We start from the raw sequence: 16,767 nt of genomic DNA, 5'->3' as shown, positions 1-16,767 counted from the left end.
GTCTGTCACCGTGGCGCCCCTTCCGTACACCGGGCGGAGGCCGCCACCGGTTGAGCAACCGGCACCGCGCCCGGCCCTATCCCCGCCGGAAGACGCGGGGCTCGGACGGGAAGAAGCCGTCCAGCATCTCCCGCAAAGCCGTCGGATCTACATTTCGCACCAGCTTGCCCTCGGAGGCCACCGCCACCTGACCGGTTTCCTCGGACACCACCACCGCCACCGCGTCAGAACGCTCGCTTATGCCCACTGCCGCCCGGTGACGGGCTCCCAGTTCGGTTCCCAGCCGGGTGGCCTCCGCCAGGGGCAGGAAGCAGGCGGCGGCCAGGACGCGGTCTCCGGAGACGATTACCGCCCCGTCGTGGAGCGGAGTGTTGGGAATGAACAGGTTGACCAGCAGCTCGGACGATACCGCCGCATCCAGGCGGATGCCCGTCTCCACGTATTCCCCCAGCCGGGTGGCCCGTTCCAGCACGAGAAGCGCACCCACCTTTTCCCGGGACAGAATGCCTACCGCCTTGGATACCTCGTCGAGGGCGCGGCTGCTGTAAGAACGAAGAAACCAGTCCCGTCCGAATAACCTCCCCCGGCCCAGCTGCTCCAGGACCCGGCGCAGTTCGGGCTGGAAGACCACGGGCAACGCGACCAGGAGGGCAATCTGGGCCTGGTCGAACAGCCACTTCAGCGTGGTGAGTTCGAGCCAGTCGGACACTGCGCCCGCTACGAACAACACCACGATACCCTTGATGAGTTGAACGGCCCGGGTGCCCCGGACCAGCCGGAATACCCAGTAGAAGATGAGAGCCACGGCCGCGATGTCCACCAGGTACCGCAGCCAGTCTACCCAGGAGGCCGATACCAGCCAGAGGGGAGATCCCACCGGGTGTCACCCTTCCACTACCTTGCGCAGGGTGGTGTAATAGGCGAGGGCCTGGAGTTCGGTCATGAGGTCAATGTTCTGGATGTATGTCCCCGGCCGGGGCTGCAGCTTGGCGGGCGAGAAATTCAGGATGGCCTCGATGCCGGCGTCCATCAGTCGATCCGCCACCGCCTGCGCCTCGCCGGGAGGCACGGCGATGATGGCCATCTTGATCCCCTGGGCCCGGACTTCCCTCTCCAGATCCTCCAGGGGCAGGATCTCCACGCCTCCGATGGACTTGCCCACCTTGTCCCAGTCGCGGTCGAAGACGGCCGTGATCCGCACTTCCTTATGGCGAGCCAGATTGTGGCGGGCCAGGGCCGTACCCAGGTTCCCGGCCCCCACCAGGGCCACCGGCACCTCGCCGGTCAGGCCCAGGATGCGCTTGATCTTGCGGCCCAGCAGGCCGGGGTCGTACCCCACCCCGCGGGTGCCGAAAGCCCCGAAGTAGGCCAGGTCCTTGCGGATCTGCTCGGGAGTGACACCTACGCGGACGGCCAGTTCGGCCGAAGAAACCACGTCCACCCCGTCCTCGGCCAGCTCCTCCAGCACCCTCAGATACACCGGGAGCCGCCTGATGGCGGCGTCCGGGATGCGCAGGTCGACGGATCTGTTACTCATCTTCCTAGAACCTCCGCTCCACCACGAATTGGGCCGCTTCCCCCAGGAGGGCGGCAACCCGCCCGGGGGGCAGGCAGGAAAGCGCCTGCAGGGCCTCTTCCTTCAGGGAACGGGCCAGGTCGCGGGCCCTCTCCAGGTAACCATCTTCCTGAAGGATATTTCTTAACCGATGCAATTCTTCCTCTCCGAGCTGGCGGCGGGAAATCACCTCCCTGATCCAGGGCGCCCTGTCACCGTGAAGGGCCAGTATCACCGGCAGGGTGAGTACGCCTTCTCCCAGGTCGCTCCCCGGTGGCTTGCCCATCTCCGCGCGGGACCCCGTGAAGTCCAGGACGTCGTCCATAATCTGGAAGGCCAGGCCCAGGCTGTACCCATAGTCTCCCAGTGCCTCCACGGAGGGGGCCGGCGCCCCGGCCAGGAGTGCCCCTGTGCGGCAGCAGTCGGCGATGAAGCGAGCCGTCTTGCGGCCGATGCGGGCCAGGTACTGCTCCTCCGTCTGATCGGGATCGAAGCGGTGAGCCTCCTGGTCCATCTCGCCCTTGCACATCTCCTCCACCGCGCCCGCCAGCAAATCCACCACCTGCTGGCCACCGTAGCGCGAACCCAGGGTGAGGGCGCGGGAGAAGAGGTAATCCCCGAGCAGCACCGCCACCCGCTCGTTCCAGCTCACGTTCACGGTGGGCCACCCCCGGCGCTGGGGGGAACCGTCGATGACGTCGTCGTGCACCAGGGTGGCCATGTGCACCATTTCCACCGCCGCAGCCACCGGGATCACCTGCTCGGGGCGGTAATCACCCAGCCGGGCGCACAGGAGTACCAGGCCGGGGCGCAGGTGCTTGCCCGTCCCCCGCAGAAGATGCCTCCCCGCCTCCCCCAGCAACCCGCCGGGGGTTCCCAGGGTGACGCGGATCCAGTCCCGTACCCCCTCCATGTCCCGGGCGAGAAACGCCCAGCGGGCCCCCCGGAAAGGCACGCACGATGCCGTGCGCGGGAGAGCGAGGGCAGCCCCCGTGCCAGCGGCGGCTTCCACTGTTTCACCCACCTTCAGTACTCTGCGGGCATCGTCTCGAGCTGGGCCAGGGTAAACACGGGCCCGTCCAGGCACACGTACCGGGAGCCGATGTTGCATCGGCCGCACTTGCCGATCCCGCACTGCATCTTGAGTTCCAGCGTGGTGACGATCTGCTCATCCGCAAAGCCCAACTTCTTCAGGGACTCCAGGGTGAATTTTATCATGATGGGCGGCCCGCAGGTAATGGCAAGTTTCCCTTCCGGCTCGGGATGCACCTGCTCGAGGAAGTGGGGGACCAGGGCCACCGCGCCCTTCCACTCCTCGTCCCCCCGGTCCACGGTGAGCAGCACCCTGGTGTCGGGCGCCAAGGGCCACACATCGTACAGCTCCCGCTTGAAGCACAGGTCACCGGGGGAGCGCGCCCCGTAAATGATGTCTATTTTACCGTAATCCCCCCGGTTGTCCAGCACGTAGTTGATGAGAGAGCGCAGGGGTGCCAGGCCGATGCCACCGCCGATGAAGAGGAGGTCCTTCCCCTTCATGTCCTCGAAGGGGAAGTGGTTGCCGTACGGTCCGCGCACGCCGATCACGTCCCCCGGCTCCATCTCGTGCAGCCGCGCGGTCAGGCGTCCCACCTGCTTCACGGCCAGCTCCAGGGGGCGGGGCCGGGTGGGGCTGGAGCTGATGGAGATCATGGCCTCGCCCACGCCCAGCACCGAGACCATGGCACACTGGCCGGGCAGGTGCGAGAAGGAAGTCTCAGGGTCGAGGAACTGCACCCGGAAGGTCTTCACGTCCCCGGAAGCGGTCTCGGCCACGATCTCCTCGATCCGGGCCAGATGGGGCATCATGGGATCCACGGCGCTCGCTACCGTCGCCGTGACACCCGCTCCGCGTACACCCGCGCCACTGGCTCCCGCGGCACCCGCTCGCGGCGCGCCCGGAGAAACCAGGTCAAACATGCTCGCTCACCCCCCGCAGGTCGGCGATCACGGTGGCCATGTCCAGGCCCACCGGGCAGTGCTGCACGCACCGCCCGCATCCCGTACACAGGTAACGGCCGTACCGGTGCACGAAGTAGTTCAGCTTGTGCATAAAGCGCTGTCGGGTGCGCTCCTTCTTGGTGGGACGGGGGTTATGGCCCCCGGCCATGAGCAGGAAGTCCTTGAACTGGCAGCTATCCCAGCAGCGCAGCCTGACCCCGTCGTCCCGCTTGGGCACGTCAGTGACCAGGAAGCAGTGGCAGGTGGGGCACAGGTAGGTGCAGATGCCGCAGCCCAGGCAGCGCCGGGACGCTTCCTCCCAGTAAGGATCGTCGAAGCGGTCGTCGAGCTCCTTCGCCAGGTCGCCTACCCGCAACCGGTCCCCCAGGCGCACAGGCCGCTTGAGGTATTCCTGCTGCAGACGATCCCCCGCCTCACCGGCCCCGCCACCCGCGCCCGCCTGACTCGCCGCCCCCGGCGGGCCGATCTCCCCCAGCGCGACAGCGCCGTCCGACAGCACCCGGTCGAGGAGGGCCTGGCCCCGCGGGGTGAGCACCTCCACCCCCAGCCACTCGCCGGCCGGGTAAAGCATGATGTCGGCGCCGTCCGCCGTCCCCGGGGTGATGCCGAAGGCAGTGCAGAAGCAGGAAGATTCGTCCGGCTGCTCGCAGGCCATGCCCACCAGGGTGGTGAGCTCCCGCCGTCTGGCCCAGCAGGCATCCCGGTAATCGCCCCCCAGGAACACCTCGTCCAGCAGGGAGAGGGCGGCCAGGTCGCAGGGCCGGATGCCGAACAGGACGGTCTGCCGGTCGGGCTGCACGGGGGTGATGCCCGCCACCGGGGAGGGCAGGAACCGGAACATGACCTCGGTCTGGGGGAAGAAGAGTTCCTTGGCCGAGCGTACCGGGTTCACGTAGTCAAGCACCACCTGCTCGCCCGACGACACCGGCCGGAACACCACCACCCCGTCCTCCCGCACCGGGGCCACCAGGGAGGCGGCGGAGGCCAGCTTATCCAGGAAGGCACGCATGTCCTTGCGTTCGAGGCGCCTCACGAAACCACCTCCCTCAATGGAAGTCGGGATCGTCCGGGGTGTACATGGCCAGGGGCTCCTTCTCCTCCGGCTCCCAGGGCCGCTCGACCCCGAAGAGTTCCTGGATTTCCTTCTGCAGCGCCCGGTTGAGCTTCATGAGGGGGATGCTCACCGGGCACACCCGCTCACATTCGCCGCAGTCCACGCACCGGCCCGCCACGTGGAAGGCGCGGGTGAAGTGGAACATGTACTGCTCGGAGACGCTCACCTCGCGGGGCAGCCACATGGGCTCCCACACCTCCAGGGAGCACTCCCGGCAGCTGCAGGCCGGGCACACGTTGCGGCAGGCAAAGCAGCGCAGGCACCGGGCGAACTGGCGGTCCCAGTACGCCGCCCGCCCGGCCGCCCCCATGGCCGTCACCTCGGCCACCTCGGCATAGTCGCGAGGCCGTGCCGCCCAGGGCGCGACCTCCGGGCCCACCAGGAGGTCCACCTCACGGGGGTTGGGATCCTCGCAGTGCAGGCAGCGTTCCAGCAGGTACTCCTCGCGGGGAAGCTCGCGCACGCCGGAGCGGGTCTGGAGGACCAGCTTACCGTCCTGCACTCCAGCTTCCACCACGGGCTCCACCAGCAGGGCTTCCACCTTACCGGCGTCCACCACCCCCGCACAGCCCACCCCCACGAGGAGGACGCGCCCGCGATCCACCCGCCGGTCCGCCACCAGGCGCTTCATTGCCCGCAGGTCGCAGGTCTTGACCAGCACCCCCACCCGGCCTTCTTCCTCCTGCTCGTCCAGGAGATACTTGGCCAGGGAGGGAGCGCAGAACTCGTTCCACACCAGGCCGGCAGCCCCCTCGGGCCGCAGCACATGCCGGGGCCTCACCCGCAGGGCCGTGCGCCCGGCCCCGTACCCCAGGAACATCCTCACCTCGCCGCCCGCCAGCAGCCCGCCCACCTTCTCGGCCAGCTCGTGCCCGACGGCGCTCATGGCGCCCGTCCCGGCCTGCCCGCCCACGCCCACTGCAGCATCTTGAGCCCTCAGTTCGCCGCCCATAGCTCATCCCTCATCACGCGGTTGGGCCCCAGGACCCTGATTTCCTCGGTCATCTCCCGCACCGTGTCCGCGAACTTCTGGCCCTCGGAGGCCGATACCCAGGTGATGCGCAGGCGGCGGGGGTCGATCCCCAGGTACTCCAGGAAGCGGCGGGCCACCTGCAGGCGCCGGCGGGTGAAGTAGTTGCCGGTCGAGTAGTGGCAGTCGCCGGGGTGACATCCCGCCACCAGCACGCCGTCCGCCCCCTTCTGGAAGGCTCGCACGATGAACTGGGGGTTGACCCGGCCCGAGCAGGGCACGCGGATGACCCGCACGGTGGGCGGGTACTCCAGGCGGCTGGTGCCGGCCAGGTCGGCCCCCGCGTAGGAACACCAGTTGCAGCAGAACCCGATGATGCGCGGCTCCCAGTTCACCGGCATAGCGCTTCCACCTCCGCCAGCACCTGTTCATTGGAGAACCCGAGCAGGTTCATGGCCCCGTCCCGGCAGGCCACCGTGCAGGCGCCGCAGCCCTGGCAGAGCCCGGCGTTCACCGTGGCCACCCGCCGGCTGACCGTGCGCCCGCGCACCCGCTCGGTGATGATCTTCTCGTCGATGGCCCGGTAGGGGCAGATGGGCTTGCACCACAGGCACCCCGAGCAGATGGCCTCGTTGACGGTGGCGATGAGGGGATCGGCGGTGAGGGTGTCCCTGGAGAACATGGCCGACACCTTGGCCGCCGCCCCGCTGGCCTGGGCCACGGCGTCGGGGATGTCCTTGGGACCCTGGCAGGCGCCCGCCAGGTAGATGCCCGCCGTGTTGGTCTCCACCGGGCGCAGCTTGGGATGGGCCTCGTTGAAGAAGGCGTACTGGTCGTACGAGATGCCCAGGGTGCGGGCCAGCTCCCCGGCGTCCTGCCGGGGGGTGATGCCGGTGGCCAGCACCACCATGTCCGCCTCCACCACCACCTTGCGCCCGAGCAGGGTGTCCTCGCCCTGCACCACCAGGTGGTCACCTTCGCGGAAGATGCGCGCCACCCGCCCGCGCACGTACTGGGTGCCCATCTCCTGGGAGCGCTTGTAAAACTCCTCGTACCCCTTGCCCGGGGTGCGCATGTCCATGTAGAACACGTAGCTCCTGCAGCCGGGCACCTTCTCCGCGAGCAGGATGGCGTGCTTGGCCGTGTACATGCAGCACACCCGGGAGCAGTAGCTGATCCCCTTCTTGTCGTCGCGGGAGCCCACGCAGGTGACGAAGGCCACGCTGCGGGGCACCCTGCCGTCCGACGGCCGCTTGATCTTACCCTCGGTAGGACCGGAGGCGTTCACCAGCCGCTCGAAGTGCAGCCCGCTGATGACGTCGGGGTCCTGCCCCGCCCCGTACTCACCGTAGCGGCCGTGGTCGAAGAGGTCGAACCCCGTGGCGGCCACGATGGCCCCGAACCGCTCGGTGATGAGCTCGTCCTCCTGGGTGAAGTCGATGGCGCCCGCCGGGCAGAAGCGCTCGCACACCCGGCACTTACCCGTCTTGAAGTAGACGCAGCGATCGCGGTCGATGACCGGCTTGTTGGGCACCGCCTGGGGGAAGGGTACGTAGATCACCTTGCGCTGCCCCAGGCCCAGGTCGAACTGCGAGGGCACCTTGTGGGGGCACTTGGCCCAGCAGGTGCCGCACCCCGTGCATTTGGACTCGTCCACGGAGCGGGCCCGCTTGCGTACCGTCACCTCGAAGTTACCCACGTACCCGCTCACGTTCTCCACCCGGGAGTAGGTGAGCAACCGGATGTTGGGGTGCTGGGCCACGTCCACCATCTTGGGGGTGAGGATGCACAGGGAGCAGTCCAGGGTGGGGAAGGTCTTGTCCAGTTGCGCCATGCGCCCGCCGATGGAGGGCTCCTTCTCGACCAGCCACACCTCGTGGCCGGCGTCCGCGATGTCCAGGGCGGCCTGGATGCCGGCGATGCCGCCCCCGATGACCAGGGCCCGCTTCTCCACCGGGATGGACGCTTTCTGGAGGGGCCGGTTGAACACCACCTTGGCCACCGCCCGCCGCACCAGATCGATGGCCTTGGCGGTGGCCTCCTCCCGGTCCTTGTGCACCCAGGAGCAGTGCTCCCTCACGTTGGCGATCTCCAGCAGGTAGGGGTTCAGGCCGGCCGACTCCACCGTGCGCCGGAAGGTGTTCTCGTGCATGCGGGGCGAGCAGGCCGCCACCACCACCCGATCCAGGCCCTGCTCCTTGATCCCCTTGCGGATCTGCTCCTGGCCGGGCTCCGAGCAGGTGTACTTGTTCTGCTCCGCGTACACCACGCCCGGCATCTTGCGCACCGCTTCCGCGACGCGGTCGATGTCCACGGTGCCGGCAATGTTGGAGCCACAGTGACAGAGGAATACGCCGATGCGCTTCATGCCCCGCCCCCCTTATACCAGTGCCTTCTGGCGCAGGACCCCCAGCGGGTCCACGAAATGGCTCTCCAGTCCGAGTTCGCCGGGAGGCAGCCCCAGGGCCACCCCCAGTAGCTGGGTGAAGTAGTACACGGGGATGTTCCAGCGCCGGCCGCTCCACTTCTGGGCCTGCACCTGGCGCATGTCCAGGTTGGACTGGCAGAAGGGGCAAGCCACCGCGATGGCCTCGGCCCCCGCCCTCTGAGCGGCGGTGAGGATCTGGGCGGCCAGCTGCCACACCACCCGGGTGCGGGTGATGCTGAGGGAGGCGCCGCAGCACTCGGTCTTGGCGGGCCACACCACCGGCTCCCCACCCAGGGCCCGCACCAGACGGTCCAGGGTCTGGGGATCCTCGGGGTCGTCAGAGGCGGTGATGGCCGACGGCCGCACCAGCAGGCAGCCGTAATAACAGGCCACCTTCAGGCCGTCCAGGCTCCTCTTCAGGTGGGGGACGATATTGTCCAGGCCGTACCGGTTGACGATCACGTCCGGCAGCGCGTAGGCGTCGGAGCGGGCCGCGTACTCCTGGCCCAGGACCTCCCCCACCTCCTGCCGTACCTTCCAGTCCGATCGCACGGCGTGGACGGTGGTGCGTAGCCGGTTGAAGCAGGCCGCACACGGTGCCACCACGTCCAGGCCCATCTCGTCGGCCCGCGCCAGGCTGCGGGCGGGCAGGGCCAGGCTAAGCAGCTTCTCAGTAGCGTGGGCCGAAGTCGCCCCGCAGCAGGACCAGTCGGGGATCTCCTCCAGCTCGAGGCCCAGCACCCGGGCCACCGCCCGGGTGGAACGGTCGTACTCGCGGGCGGTACCCGAGAGAGAGCATCCGGGGAAATAAGCGTACTTCACCGCCCCTCCCCTCCCTTCGCCGCGGCCTCGCGGGCGCGCACGCGGGCGAAGAGCGCCCTCATCTGATCCGTCCCCCGGATGCGGTGGGGCACGGGCTTCAGCTTACCGTGGCGCATCATGGGCAATCCCACATCCAGGTCGGAGAAGAGGCCCCCGCTCTTCAGCTTGTAGCGGACCATGAGCCCGAGCTCGTGCAGCCGGCCCGCATCCCGCACGTTGTCCAGGAAGATGCCGTGGAACAGGGCGATCTGCCCCTCCGCGGGCCGGTAGCCGGCCCGCCGGGCCAGCACCCGCAGGGCGTCCATGGTGGCGGCCACGTCCACCTCACGGGGGCAGCGCTCGCTGCAGGCCGTGCAGGAGGCACACAGCCAGATGGTCCGGGAGCGCAGCACCTCGTCGCGGGCGCCCAGTTGCACCAGCCTCATCACCTGGTACGGCTCCAGGTCCATCACGAACGACACCGGACAGGATGCCGCACACTTGCCGCACTGATAGCAGAGTGATACCCTCGTTCCCGCCTCTACTTCTACCTCACGCAAGAACCCCGGCTCCATCCCCTCGCTCAGATGCAGTACGGCCTTGCTCACCCTCTCGGCCTCCCTCCCCGCCCCGGCCCCGCGCACCGGACCCGGGGATTGTTCCTTTGGTAACAAAAGCAGGGAAAAAATTAGCCCCCCTCAAGGTATTTGCAACACCCCGTATCATTTCCATACACCTTCGCCAACTCCTGCTGCCCGGGCCCGTTCCGCCCACCGGTGCAGGCGGCGCAGGCGATGGTTCACCCCCGATTTCCCCACCGGGGGTTGCAGTGTCTCACCCAGTTCCCTCAGGCTTACATCGGGGTGACGCAGCCGGGCCAGGGCCACCTCCTGCAGGGCCCGGGGCAGCTGCTCCCACACCCCGGCCGCCAGGATGACGCGCACGTCCTCCACCTGGCGCCAGGATGCGTCCACCACCTTGCCCAGGTTGGCCGTTTCCGCATTCACCAGCCGGTTCACCAGGTTCTTGACTTCCTTCAGGGCGCGCACGTTCTCAAAGCGCATGACCGAGCCGTGGGCGCCGGCCATGATGAGGAAACGGGACACCTGCTCGCCGTTCTTCAGGTACACCAGGTACGTATCCTGCCGCCGGGCCAGCCGGGCGGGCAACTCCTCGCTCCGCAGCAGGGCGAGCACTTCCTCCGCCGCCTCCCGGGAAGGCAGCGCCAGCTCCAGGTGGTGTCCCCGGCCGGGGTCGGCCACCCAGCCGGAGGCCAGGAACACTCCGCGCAGGAAAGAGCGCCGGCAGCAGCCGTTGCCCGGTTCCCCATCCGCCTCCCCGGGAGCCGGCAATCCCACTGGAGGGGCCACCAGGAAGCGGTAGTGCCCTCCCGCCCGCACCGCTTCCACGCGAGGCGGCTTGCCCAGCGCTCCCCGGCTCAGCCGCACCACCTTGCGCGCGGTGGCCGCACTCTCCACCAGCCAGGAACCCTGGCGGCGACCGTACCACCACAGGGCCAGCAATTCCGCCCGCCGGCAGCAGGGACGGGGCGGCATCACGCGCGCCAGCTCTTCCTTGACCTCAACAGTGAAGGACAATCCAGGCCCCCCGCGCACCCACCTTTCTTGAGTTTAGCACCCCGCGCGGGGGACGACAATGGCCTGATCCTGGCACGGACAGCACCGTAAGCCAGCAGACCGAGTGCAGGCGCTTCCCGCTTTTCATGATGGGGGGCGTTCCGTCATTTTTCATCGGACCGCGTCCGCGGTTTTCTGAAGGACGCTCATCCGCGGGGGCACCGTGGCACCCTGCCCCGGGCCGCAGCCAGGCAGGATGGTGTGCAATACCTGCAGGTGCATAACCCAGGTACTTCCGCAAAGCCAGCTATATTCAGATCTCGTAGGCCGGTCACGATCGCCCTTGCTGCGGAGCATGGGTACGGTTCGTCGAACAGGGCAGACATCCACAGCAGGGGTCGTGGGGAGTCGGGCCGGTCTCAGCGCTAGCCCGTGCCAGCGGGAGTGGGCGGGACGCGGCAGGTGGGGTCCACCAGGTCCATCACCACGCGGGCCAGGAGCCCGGGGTGGTGCCGCACCCAGGCGCCCCGGTCCAGCAGCCGACGCTTCACCACCCTAACCTTCACGGCACGCAGGCGCTCGAGATCGGGGAGCACGGGCTCGGCACCCTGTTCCCGGTAGCGGGCCAGCACACCGGGACGGGGGAGTTGCGAGTTCACCACGGCCGCGTCCACCATACGGGCTTCCAGCTGGTCGAAGAGCACCTCCACGTGGCGCGAGGCGGTGTAGCCGTCCGTTTCCCCCGGCTGGGTCATCAGGTTGCACACGTAAATGCGCAGGTTGCGGCCCTGGCACACGTGCCGGCGCACACCCGGCACCAGCAGGGGCGGGATCACGCTGGTGTACAGGCTGCCCGGCCCCATGACGACGGCGTCCGCCTGCTCCAGCGCCTCCAGCGCCTGCGGAAGCGCCTCGGGGTCGGGCGGCTCCAGGAACAGGCGGCGCGCCCGCGGTCCGCAGGCGGTCACCGCGGTCTCTCCGCGCACCACGGTGCCGTCATCGAGTACCGCACCCAGGACCACGGGGTCACGGGTGGCAGGGAGCACCTGTCCCCTGATTTTCAGGACACCGCTGCACAGGGCCACCGCCTGCTCGAAATCTCCCGTCAACTGGGTCAGGGCGGCCAGCAGGAGGTTCCCCAGGCTGTGTCCCTCCAGTTCGGAACCGGAGGGGAACCGATACTGGAAAAGCTGCTGCATGAGGGGCTCTGCTTCCGCCAGCGCCACCAGGCAGTTGCGCACGTCTCCCGGGGGCGGAACCCCCAGTTGCCCGCGCAGCCGCCCGGAGCTGCCCCCGTCGTCGGAGACCGTGACGATGGCGGTTATGTCCGCCGGATACGCCTTGAGACCGCGCAGGAGCGTGGACAGCCCCGTACCTCCGCCTATGGCCACGATGCGCGGCCGGCGACCGAGAGGCAAACTTCACTCCTCCTCGATGTCGCGGTGTTCCGTAAGCACGGTATGCCCCAGCCGGCGGATGAAGTCGGCCAGGTACTCGGCCACCACCACGGAGCGGTGCCGGCCCCCCGTACACCCCACCGCCAGCGTGAGTTGGGTCTTGCCTTCCGCCACGTACTGGGGCAAAAGGAAGCGGAGGAGGCCCCCCAGGAGCCGCAGAAAGCGCCGCGAGACAGGCCAGCGCAGCACATAGTCCCGTACCCGGGGGTCGGCGCCATCCAGGGGGCGCAGGTCTTCCACGTAGTTGGGATTGGGCAGGAAGCGCACATCAAACACCAGGTCGGCATCGCGGGGCACGCCGTGCTTGTAGCCGAAGGTGCGGATCACCACGATAAGACCCCGCCGCCTCCCCGTAAATAGATGGGTGATCTCTTCGCGGAGCTTCTGAGGAGACAGGTCCGACGTGTCCAGCACGATATGGGCCTTGCCGCGCAGTTCCTGCAGGCGCCTGCGCTCCTCCTGGATACCCTCCAGCACGCCGCCGTGCGGGGCCAGGGGATGCAGCCGCCGGGTTTCCTTGTAGCGCCGCACGAGGACCTCGTCCGACGCCTCCAGGAAGAGGATCTGATAGGGGAAGCCCACCGACTCCAGGTGCTCGAGCGCGGAGAATACCTCGCCGAAGAACTCCCCTCCCCGGATGTCCACCACCAGGGCCACCCGCTGGATCCTGCCCTGCTGGCACAGCTCGGCGAACTTGGGGATCAGCTCGGGCGGCAGGTTGTCGACGCAGAAGAAGCCCAGGTCTTCCAGGGCCCGCACGGCCAGCGACTTGCCCGCCCCGGAGAGCCCGGTGATGATCACCAGCCGGCCGTCCCGCTCTTCGGTCGCGATCCGGTCCGCCCCCTCTCACGGGCCCGCCGCCGGGCCCGACCTGCTCGCTCGGAAAGCGCCGGTGAGCGATACCCGCTCCCTGTCTACTCAGAACCGGGGAATGGCGCCTGCTCCTTCCGCGCGTTCAGGACCAGGTGGGGAGGGATGCCCGCCCGCTGCGCCCGCTCCCGCCCGGCGTCGAGCCACCCCACCCGGGCGGGATGGTGGGCATCCGACGAGACGATGAACCGGGCGCCACACCGCAGCGCCACCGCCAGATCGTCCTCGCGCGGGTACCCGTGCAGGCTGTTGATCTCGATGGCCGTGCCCCGCCGGGCGCACACCGCCGCCAGCTCCTCCGTGTCCACATGCATCTTCAGACCGGCGTGGGTGACGGCCAGCACCCGATAGCGCTCGACCGCCCGCACCAGGGCCGTCGTGTTGAGCCGCCGCGCCTCCGCCGCCGCCCGCGCCTTCCCCAGCGTCCGGCCCAACCGCGCCCGTGCATTCTTCCACACCAGCGGCCAGGCCCCCTGCCACAGCGACGGCCGAATCTGGGGATGAAGCCCTACCAGCAGGAGATCCAGGGCGGCGATGGCCTCTGCGGAAATGTCCAGGTCACCGTCCGGGGAGATGACGTTGGCCTCCACGCCCAGGAGGACCCGGACCGAGGGAAAGTGAGCCTGCGCCTCCTCCACCTGGCGGCGCATCTCGGCCAGCCGTTCTTCGGACCGCAGGCCGATGAGCAGCAGGGCCGGTCCGTGGTCGCATATCCCCACCTCGGCCAGTCCGGCGCGGGCGGCTGCCGCCACATTGTCGGCGATGCTCCCCCGTCCGTGACTGAACCGGGTGTGGGTGTGGTAGTCGGCTGCCAGGCGCCAACCATCCCATGATGCCAGGTCGCCCGGCCAACCCTCCCGCGCAACCCCCGTGCCCGCAAAACCGTCCCGTGACCCGTGGCTCAAGCGAGGCCACCCTCCTGCCAGGCCCTGCTGAGGACCTCCTGCCACGACCCCGGGTCCACCAGAAACCCGAGTCGCCCCGGCTCGCGCACACCCACCGGGTAGGAGGGCTGCCCCTCCGCCAGGCCCAGGGCACGCAGGGGGAAAGCGTCGCGCACGCGGGCGGGTACCGGCTCGCCGTAGGCAGGGTTGGGGACCAGTTCCAGGCCCGCGGGCCCGTCCAGCACGTGATATGCCGCCCCTCCCTGGGCCCGCATCTCGGAGAAGGAGGAAGGGAAGTGTCGCTCCACCCAGTTGGCGATCACCAGGGTGGACTTCCCCACATTGACGGTCACGTGACCGTAACCAGGCGGCACCAGCACGTACTGGCCCGGCCGCCCGCGCAGCACCACCACCTCCCGCGCCCCCGTCGGGCCTGGCCTCTGCAGCAGGAACCAGGCGTTCCCGTACACCACGTGATACAGCTCTGGATAGGTGAGGTCGCTCCCTGGTACCGTGGCGTGGTAGTGGCCGTGGGTGCGCACCGGCTCCCTCCCCGCCCGCGCCGCCGGTATCACAGTGAGGTCGTAACGCAGCCGGTGCTCCTTCAGGGATCCCCGGTGTTGCGGCCAGCAGATGTCCCGGTACATCAGATAGGCGGTGCCCCGGGGGGACCTCGCCGCGTCCTTCAGGACCGGGTGCAGTTCCTCCCAGGGTCGCAGGGACGGCTCCGCTGGGGGCAACCCCTCGGCGAAGAGCAGCCGCACGCCATCCTCAAGCCGCACGGGCAGGCCTGTGTTCTCCAGATTCACTTCTCCCACTTCGAGACCTGGTTCAAGAAATCCACCCGATTCCACCTTCGGGTAGATCGGTCCCCAGACCAGGATTCGGCCTCCTTCCGGACCTGTATTTGCCCTCAGGGGCAGGCAACAGGGGACCTCGCCCCGGGAGTCTCACCCGGACGGCCGACGAGGGAGGCCGCGGTGTCAGCGGGTGATCAGCCACGAGGTCAGCCCGCTTACCAGCGTGAGCACCAGGGCACCCGCCAGCGCCGCCAGGAACCCGGCCACGCTGAAACCGGGCACCAGGGCCGCCACCAACCAGAGCAGCAGGGCGTTGACCACCAGGGTGAAGAGCCCCAGGGTGAGCAGGTTGAGGGGGAGGAACACCAGCAGGAGAAAGGGACGGATGAGGGCGTTGGCCAGGCCCAGCACCAGGGCCGCCAGTAGCGCCGCCCATACGCCCCGCACCACGATGCCCGTCACGATGTAGGGCAGGATGAGCAATCCCAGGGCGTTGATCAGCCACCGCCTCAGCAACGACTTCAACCTCCTCCCTCCTTCACCCGCCGCGCCAGCCCCTGGCCTGCGAGGGACACCCCACGTCCCGGCGCAGACAACCCGCGGCACGCGGCCCAACGGGCCCTACTCGATGGAGATCTCCACCCTCTCCTCGTCGTCTTCGTCTTCGACTTCTATGATCTTGCCAGGGCTTCCTTCCCTGACCGCAGCCAGGATTTCATCCAGATCGATCTTCTCCAGTTCGGGGATGCCGGCGAACCGCTTGGCGATGCCCAGTCCCACGCTGAGGAGACTGAGGGGCAGGTTGACATTGACCATGGTCCGGCCGGTCTCCCGGTTGGAGACCTTGATGCGTAACCAGGGAGTCCTGCCGCGAGCCGCGGTCGCTCCGGCGGCACCCGGTGCTTCCTCCTTCCCCGGCGTTCCCAGCGCGGCCAGTAGCCGCGCCGCCTCGTCCGCGGTGATCTTTCCCTCCTGCAGCATGCGCAGGATGCGCAGTTTTTCCTCGCTCATGATTCTGTCCCCCTCGCGGGCGCGAGTGCCGCCGCCGGGGCCACCGCCTCGGGTTCGGGCACTTCGCGTCCCAGTGTTTCCCGGACCAGCACCTGCCAGATCAGGACTTGCAGCACTCCACCCACCATGATCGCCATCCACACCCAGGCGGAACCGCGGGTGTAAAGGAGGCCGCCCAAGGCACTGCCCGCGGCCAGGCCACCCCACCAGAGACCCTGGAGCAGACCGGAGAAGGTGGCGCGCACGGACAGACGGACACACTCCGCGCTGACCGCGCTCAGGGCGGGGCCAACCGCGTTGGCAACCAGACAGAGCAGGAACAGCAGGACGTAAAGATGCCAGACGGTCCTGACCAGGGGGGCGGCGGCGAATACCAGGCCGGCCCAGAGCAGGCAGAAGGTCCCCATCCTCTTGCGGCCGTATCGATCGGCCAGCCTGCCCCCCAGGTAGATGGTGACGGCCGACCCCACGGCCACCGCACTGCTCGCCCCGGCGATCTCCGCATACCCTCCCCCCAGGTAATCCTGCACCCACAGGGGCAGGGCCAGGTTGATGATGCCGTTGGCGACCGCGTTGACCAGCTGGCCAGCGGTGAGGCCCACCACGGTGGAGCGCATGCCGGGAACCCACATACCCTCCCAGGCCGCCCGCCACCGCGCCGCCCCCCGCGGCTCCGGGGAGCCCGGCGCGACTGCCCACACCCTCTCAGCGGGCGCAGCACCGGAGAGGGCGCCCGGTGCAGGCACCGTAGCGTTCGGAGCACCCGCAGGGCGGGGTTTACCCAGCGCAGCGGCCACGGCCAGGGCCGCCACGAAGAAGGGCAGCGAAACCGCGATGGTTACCCGGGCCCCCCAGCGGTCCGCCAGGAAACCGCCCGCCAGGGGTAAAGCAGCACCCATCACCCAGGCCACCGTCTGCAGCCCCCCGAAGAAGGTGGCTCGGGAGGAGCCGCCACTCTCCCCCGCCACCAGGGCCGAGAACGCCGGCCCGGCCATCTGGGCGAGGCCGCTCAGGACCGCCACCGCCAGCACTGCCTCCCAGCGCCTGGCTACCAGCAGCACGAGGACCGAGGTCAGATGCAGGAGCCGGGCCAGCATGATGGCTTCCCGTCGCCCCCAGCGGTCGCCCACCACTCCCCCGCCCAGGGATCCCGCCGCCCCCGCCACCCCGGTCACGGACTGGTACAGCCCGATCCGTCCCGGGTCCAGGCCCAGGGTGCGCAGGTAGGGGATGACCACCGCTCCCATCACGGAATAGCCGGCCTGGACGAGGCCCCAGTAGGTCCAGAGTCCCCGCCGCACG

The 16,767-nt window shown here is 68.8% G+C and carries 18 protein-coding genes; all 18 read right to left on the bottom strand.

The window, feature by feature from the left end:
* Positions 1 to 76 precede the first annotated feature (76 nt).
* Positions 77 to 877, bottom strand: a complete 801-nt coding sequence (cdaA, locus tag QME70_07015) for a diadenylate cyclase CdaA (protein MDI6894345.1) — start codon at positions 875 to 877, stop codon at positions 77 to 79.
* A 6-nt stretch (positions 878 to 883) separates the two neighbouring features.
* Positions 884 to 1,537: a redox-sensing transcriptional repressor Rex gene (locus tag QME70_07010; GenBank protein MDI6894344.1), complete on the bottom strand. Its 654-nt coding sequence runs from the start codon at positions 1,535 to 1,537 to the stop codon at positions 884 to 886.
* Between the two features lie 4 nt (positions 1,538 to 1,541).
* The gene (locus tag QME70_07005) at positions 1,542 to 2,579 is read right to left on the bottom strand and encodes a polyprenyl synthetase family protein (protein ID MDI6894343.1); all 1,038 of its coding nucleotides are present in this window, start codon (positions 2,577 to 2,579) and stop codon (positions 1,542 to 1,544) included.
* 2 nt (positions 2,580 to 2,581) lie between these two features.
* Complete coding sequence (locus QME70_07000) at positions 2,582 to 3,400, bottom strand: FAD/NAD(P)-binding protein (protein ID MDI6894342.1); 819 nt, start codon at positions 3,398 to 3,400, stop codon at positions 2,582 to 2,584.
* 103 nt (positions 3,401 to 3,503) lie between these two features.
* Positions 3,504 to 4,586, bottom strand: coding sequence for a 4Fe-4S dicluster domain-containing protein (locus QME70_06995; protein MDI6894341.1), 1,083 nt, complete (start codon positions 4,584 to 4,586; stop codon positions 3,504 to 3,506).
* A gap of 13 nt (positions 4,587 to 4,599) precedes the next feature.
* Positions 4,600 to 5,619: a 4Fe-4S dicluster domain-containing protein gene (locus QME70_06990; GenBank protein ID MDI6894340.1), complete on the bottom strand. Its 1,020-nt coding sequence runs from the start codon at positions 5,617 to 5,619 to the stop codon at positions 4,600 to 4,602.
* Positions 5,604 to 6,038 (bottom strand): hydrogenase iron-sulfur subunit, encoded by a 435-nt coding sequence (locus QME70_06985; GenBank protein ID MDI6894339.1) that lies wholly within the window; start codon positions 6,036 to 6,038, stop codon positions 5,604 to 5,606. Before QME70_06985 ends, QME70_06990 begins: the two co-directional genes overlap by 16 nt.
* Positions 6,029 to 8,005, bottom strand: coding sequence for a CoB--CoM heterodisulfide reductase iron-sulfur subunit A family protein (locus tag QME70_06980; protein ID MDI6894338.1), 1,977 nt, complete (start codon positions 8,003 to 8,005; stop codon positions 6,029 to 6,031). Before QME70_06980 ends, QME70_06985 begins: the two co-directional genes overlap by 10 nt.
* Positions 8,006 to 8,017: 12 nt before the next feature.
* Complete coding sequence (locus tag QME70_06975) at positions 8,018 to 8,887, bottom strand: CoB--CoM heterodisulfide reductase iron-sulfur subunit B family protein (GenBank protein MDI6894337.1); 870 nt, start codon at positions 8,885 to 8,887, stop codon at positions 8,018 to 8,020.
* Complete coding sequence (locus QME70_06970; protein MDI6894336.1) at positions 8,884 to 9,474, bottom strand: 4Fe-4S dicluster domain-containing protein; 591 nt, start codon at positions 9,472 to 9,474, stop codon at positions 8,884 to 8,886. The genes QME70_06975 and QME70_06970 overlap by 4 nt, the downstream gene beginning before the upstream one ends.
* 114 nt (positions 9,475 to 9,588) lie before the next feature.
* The gene (whiA, locus tag QME70_06965; protein ID MDI6894335.1) at positions 9,589 to 10,464 is read right to left on the bottom strand and encodes a DNA-binding protein WhiA; all 876 of its coding nucleotides are present in this window, start codon (positions 10,462 to 10,464) and stop codon (positions 9,589 to 9,591) included.
* A 404-nt stretch (positions 10,465 to 10,868) separates the two neighbouring features.
* On the bottom strand, positions 10,869 to 11,861 hold the full coding sequence (locus tag QME70_06960; protein MDI6894334.1) for a YvcK family protein: 993 nt from the start codon (positions 11,859 to 11,861) through the stop codon (positions 10,869 to 10,871).
* Positions 11,862 to 11,864: 3 nt separating this feature from the next.
* Entirely contained in the window at positions 11,865 to 12,701 is an 837-nt protein-coding gene (gene rapZ, locus QME70_06955; GenBank protein ID MDI6894333.1) for an RNase adapter RapZ, read from the bottom strand.
* Between the two features lie 113 nt (positions 12,702 to 12,814).
* Entirely contained in the window at positions 12,815 to 13,675 is an 861-nt protein-coding gene (locus tag QME70_06950) for a PHP domain-containing protein (GenBank protein MDI6894332.1), read from the bottom strand.
* Positions 13,672 to 14,472 carry a glucose-6-phosphate isomerase family protein gene (locus tag QME70_06945; protein ID MDI6894331.1) on the bottom strand — a complete coding sequence of 267 codons (801 nt, stop codon included), beginning with the start codon at positions 14,470 to 14,472 and terminating at the stop codon, positions 13,672 to 13,674. The genes QME70_06950 and QME70_06945 overlap by 4 nt, the downstream gene beginning before the upstream one ends.
* 165 nt (positions 14,473 to 14,637) lie before the next feature.
* Positions 14,638 to 14,979, bottom strand: a complete 342-nt coding sequence (locus tag QME70_06940; GenBank protein ID MDI6894330.1) for a phage holin family protein — start codon at positions 14,977 to 14,979, stop codon at positions 14,638 to 14,640.
* 96 nt (positions 14,980 to 15,075) lie between these two features.
* Positions 15,076 to 15,465 carry a hypothetical protein gene (locus tag QME70_06935; GenBank protein ID MDI6894329.1) on the bottom strand — a complete coding sequence of 130 codons (390 nt, stop codon included), beginning with the start codon at positions 15,463 to 15,465 and terminating at the stop codon, positions 15,076 to 15,078.
* On the bottom strand, positions 15,462 to 16,766 hold the full coding sequence (locus QME70_06930) for an MFS transporter (GenBank protein ID MDI6894328.1): 1,305 nt from the start codon (positions 16,764 to 16,766) through the stop codon (positions 15,462 to 15,464). Before QME70_06930 ends, QME70_06935 begins: the two co-directional genes overlap by 4 nt.
* Between the last annotated feature and the right edge of the window lies 1 nt (position 16,767).

Source organism: Bacillota bacterium (assembly GCA_030019365.1).
In the GTDB taxonomy this organism is placed as follows: domain Bacteria; phylum Bacillota; class Sulfobacillia; order JACIYH01; family JACIYH01; genus JACIYH01.
Note: the sequence above shows the minus strand (reverse complement) of the source record. Positions and strands in the feature narration are given on the sequence as shown.

Coding starts and splice junctions, on each gene's coding strand:
- QME70_07000 (MDI6894342.1), bottom strand. CDS start 3,400: ATGATGCCCCATCTGGCCCGGATCGAGGAGATCGTGGCCGAGACCGCT.
- QME70_06935 (MDI6894329.1), bottom strand. CDS start 15,465: ATGAGCGAGGAAAAACTGCGCATCCTGCGCATGCTGCAGGAGGGAAAG.
- QME70_07010 (MDI6894344.1), bottom strand. CDS start 1,537: ATGAGTAACAGATCCGTCGACCTGCGCATCCCGGACGCCGCCATCAGG.
- QME70_06990 (MDI6894340.1), bottom strand. CDS start 5,619: ATGGGCGGCGAACTGAGGGCTCAAGATGCTGCAGTGGGCGTGGGCGGG.
- QME70_06980 (MDI6894338.1), bottom strand. CDS start 8,005: ATGAAGCGCATCGGCGTATTCCTCTGTCACTGTGGCTCCAACATTGCC.
- QME70_06985 (MDI6894339.1), bottom strand. CDS start 6,038: ATGCCGGTGAACTGGGAGCCGCGCATCATCGGGTTCTGCTGCAACTGG.